Raw genomic sequence first — 3224 nt, forward strand, 5'->3', positions numbered from 1 at the left:
TAGATATGGTTTATGCTGAGCTACGAATAATACTTTTTGATGCAGTTTTTGGAATTAATGTAATGCAACAATATATTAAAATATTTATAAGACACTCATCATTTGATAAATTACAATAGTCAAAAATGTTCAATATTGAATATGATGCTTTTAACATCAGTAACTTAAAAACAAAGGCTCTTATTTTATATTTTAGTTTTATATTTAACCAACTCCAAATATCAAAAAACAAGAATAATACAAGAGGATATCAATTTAAAGGCATTAATTTGGTGTATTGTATTTATTAGAACATTTTTGCATTTAAAAATTTGTGATTGTCTGAAAAACTTTTACATCCTTAATATAAAAAGGGAGAAGAAATTATTTTTCATTCGTTTAGCTGTGGACAATCCTTTGAATATCAAACATGAGATTCAAAATAGATTGTCAAAAAGATTTAGTTGGAACGATGAAAATAATTTCTTCTCCTTTTTACAACTTAATACGCGTTTCGGAATAATCACAATTTTAAACAAAAGAAAATGTCTTAATAAATACACACACCTCAAATTAATGCTCTTTGCATTCAAAAGTGTGGTGTTTGGCGTATTTGGACGCAGGATAATCCTCTGCTTGATATTCTTTTTTATGTGGTGTATTTTTAAGCTCTTCAGCTGTTTTTTTTGATATTTGGTTAGTTTTTAGTAAAACTTGCATCCATAAAATAAGAGCCACTTAATAAACCGTATTTTTGTTTTAAAAAAGTTACTGATTGATCGTATGTTAAAAGCAATCATAATTTCAATATTAGTTATTTTTTTTTGGTCTTGTTGTAATTTATCAAAAAATGGTGTGAATGTCTTATAAATGTTTTAATATATTGTTGCATTTACGATTGGAGTTCCAAAGAAATTTCATCAAAAAGAAATTATTTATTTTTTTTAATTCACAATAAATGGTACGATAAAAATAAAATGTTTGCATCCATAAACTGATTTTTCTGATAAAAAGACAATATTTTTTTACAAGTTGATCTTTTTGCTTTCTGTGTAAATGTATTTATGCAAAAAAATGATTACTAATATTGTTACAATTAATAATTTATTCATTTTTATCCTCTTTTATTTATTTTTATTGATTGTGTAATTGTTTAAAAAACAGATTTAACCAAAATTAAAAACAAAAAATGAAAAGCAAAGCAAAGCAAAAAAATATGAAAAAGGCAAAAGGAGCAAAATATATAAATATAATAATTTTAAATAATTTAATAATGTGTTTGTATTTAAAATAATTTTGAATAATAAAATAATATTTAAGATTTATTTTTGATTAATTAATAAATTATGAAGTACAAAGCCTAATGTTTTTTTTTTGTTTAATGACAAGTTCTTTTAAAGGTAATTCGGGGTGTATTTTAGGTTCGTAATCCGAATATGGATAATATTTAACTTCTTTTAAATCTTTGTTTTGTTCTAAAGTATTGCGGTTTAGCCTCATTTTATCAAGGGTGCCTGCAAAAATTAAATTAGTTAATAAAGGTTCGGTGAGGAAAGGAAACAATTGTTGTTTAAAGGTTTTAAAAGAATAATAAAGGGTATTTTGGGCAGTTTTAGTTAATTTTTGGTGTTCTTTAATTAATTTTTTTTGTTCTTTCATTGAATTTTTGGCAAAAAAGCAACATTTATTCCTTTTAATAATAGTTAGAGGCAAAAATAATTTATTGTCTTTGAAATAATATTTATCTTGGCTACTAAATATGCTAAATTTAGTTCTATAATGATACCTTTTGATAACTTTTTTTTTTTTTTTTTTTTGAGCAAAATTTCTGTCTGGGTTGCATCTCCAATAGCATCATTTAATAAAGTAATTACAAAAGTTAAATAAAATGATTAGCTTTCAAATGTAAGCCATACGATAACTAATTAAAGAATAAGCGACACTGCTGACTTTTTGTTAAAACCGTAATTGGCAAATTTTAAAAATATAATCCATAAAGTTTTGTTAGCTATTGTAAGGTCGCGTCCTTGTTCTTTACTTGGGCAATGAATTGTTTTTTTCTGCAATAATAAATCTTTTTCCTTTTACAATAGCTCTAAAAGGTCTGCTTGGGCAAGACTGTATTTGGCAAAGACAGCTACAATTTGCATAATTTGTTCTTGATAAAGAATAATGCCATAAGTGGGTTGGAGGATAAAATCAATTAAGGGGCTAAAAAAAGTGGTAGTTTTTTGATGGCGGTTTTTTAAAAAACATATTAAAAGCAATCGATGGGTCCTGGTCTATTTAAGGAAAGTAAGGCAATTAGGTTCTTCGAACTTTTGGGGCATCATATTTTTTGTAAAAAAGATTTTGGCGTTATAAGATTCTAATTGAAAAAATCCCTATTGTTTTTCCTTGTTGCAACAGCTCGAAAGTTTCTTGTGTCGTTTAAAGGGATTTCTAAAAAAGACCAAAATGGGGATTAGTTTTTTGAATGGCTAAAACCATTTTATTCATCAAAGTAAGACTTCTAATCCTTAAAAAATCTATTTTGAGAAGTCTGGATTGATTCAAGGAAAGAAGCTTCCCATTGGGTTTGTTGTAAGTTATTATGAGTGCCTTTTTGTAAGGGAATAATTTGATCAAGGGGCATTTGGCTTAAAATAATTCCTGCTGGATGGGTTCCTGTAAAACTGTGGTATTCCTTCCGATATAAGATGCCATTGTAAGTAAGTTTTTCATTTGCAAATCCAAAGTTTCTTTTTGATAAGTGCTTTTTTTATCCAAATATGACAAAACGCGTTTAGTTTGGAATTCCTTTACTAGTGGCATAAATTTAATTAATTCATTGATAATGGATTTTTGGCTTACAAATCTACCAAAAGTAATAATACTTGCTACGTGTTTGGTGCCGTACTTTTGACAAACATATTTAATAATTAAATCTCTTGTATTGTCTGGAAAATCAAGGTCAATATCTGGCATAGTTTTTTCTTTGAGGATTTAAAAAACGCTCAAAAAATAAGGTCATATTGTAAAGGGTCAATCTCTGTAATTTGTAAACAAAAACACACCAAAGAACCCGGAAGAGGAGCCTTCACCAGATCTGATTTTCAAAATACCTTTGTTTTTTGGCGTATCTTACAACATCACCTACAATTAAAAAATAATTGTCATATTCCATATCAGCTATAATTTGTAATTTTTGATCTAGCCTTTGTTGGTATTTGCATATTAGCAAGTACGTAACCGAACGAAGTACA

The 3224-nt window shown here is 27.0% G+C and carries 7 protein-coding genes; all 7 read right to left on the minus strand.

Annotation, left to right across the window (positions count from 1 at the left end):
• Positions 1 to 552: 552 nt before the first annotated feature.
• Entirely contained in the window at positions 553 to 717 is a 165-nt protein-coding gene (locus tag ACEW7V_RS01190) for a hypothetical protein (RefSeq protein ID WP_374695618.1), read from the minus strand.
• A gap of 606 nt (positions 718 to 1323) precedes the next feature.
• On the minus strand, positions 1324 to 1638 hold the full coding sequence (locus ACEW7V_RS01195; protein ID WP_374695619.1) for a hypothetical protein: 315 nt from the start codon (positions 1636 to 1638) through the stop codon (positions 1324 to 1326).
• Positions 1639 to 2063: 425 nt separating this feature from the next.
• Positions 2064 to 2246: a hypothetical protein gene (locus tag ACEW7V_RS01200; RefSeq protein ID WP_374695620.1), complete on the minus strand. Its 183-nt coding sequence runs from the start codon at positions 2244 to 2246 to the stop codon at positions 2064 to 2066.
• A 245-nt stretch (positions 2247 to 2491) separates the two neighbouring features.
• Entirely contained in the window at positions 2492 to 2614 is a 123-nt protein-coding gene (locus ACEW7V_RS01205; RefSeq protein WP_374695621.1) for a hypothetical protein, read from the minus strand.
• Positions 2615 to 2619: 5 nt separating this feature from the next.
• Positions 2620 to 2946 carry a hypothetical protein gene (locus tag ACEW7V_RS01210; protein WP_374695622.1) on the minus strand — a complete coding sequence of 109 codons (327 nt, stop codon included), beginning with the start codon at positions 2944 to 2946 and terminating at the stop codon, positions 2620 to 2622.
• A 29-nt stretch (positions 2947 to 2975) separates the two neighbouring features.
• Positions 2976 to 3062, minus strand: coding sequence for a hypothetical protein (locus tag ACEW7V_RS01215; RefSeq protein ID WP_374695736.1), 87 nt, complete (start codon positions 3060 to 3062; stop codon positions 2976 to 2978).
• Positions 3059 to 3145: a hypothetical protein gene (locus ACEW7V_RS01220; protein WP_374695737.1), complete on the minus strand. Its 87-nt coding sequence runs from the start codon at positions 3143 to 3145 to the stop codon at positions 3059 to 3061. The genes ACEW7V_RS01215 and ACEW7V_RS01220 overlap by 4 nt, the downstream gene beginning before the upstream one ends.
• Positions 3146 to 3224 lie beyond the last annotated feature (79 nt).

Source organism: Areca yellow leaf disease phytoplasma, from assembly GCF_041920595.1.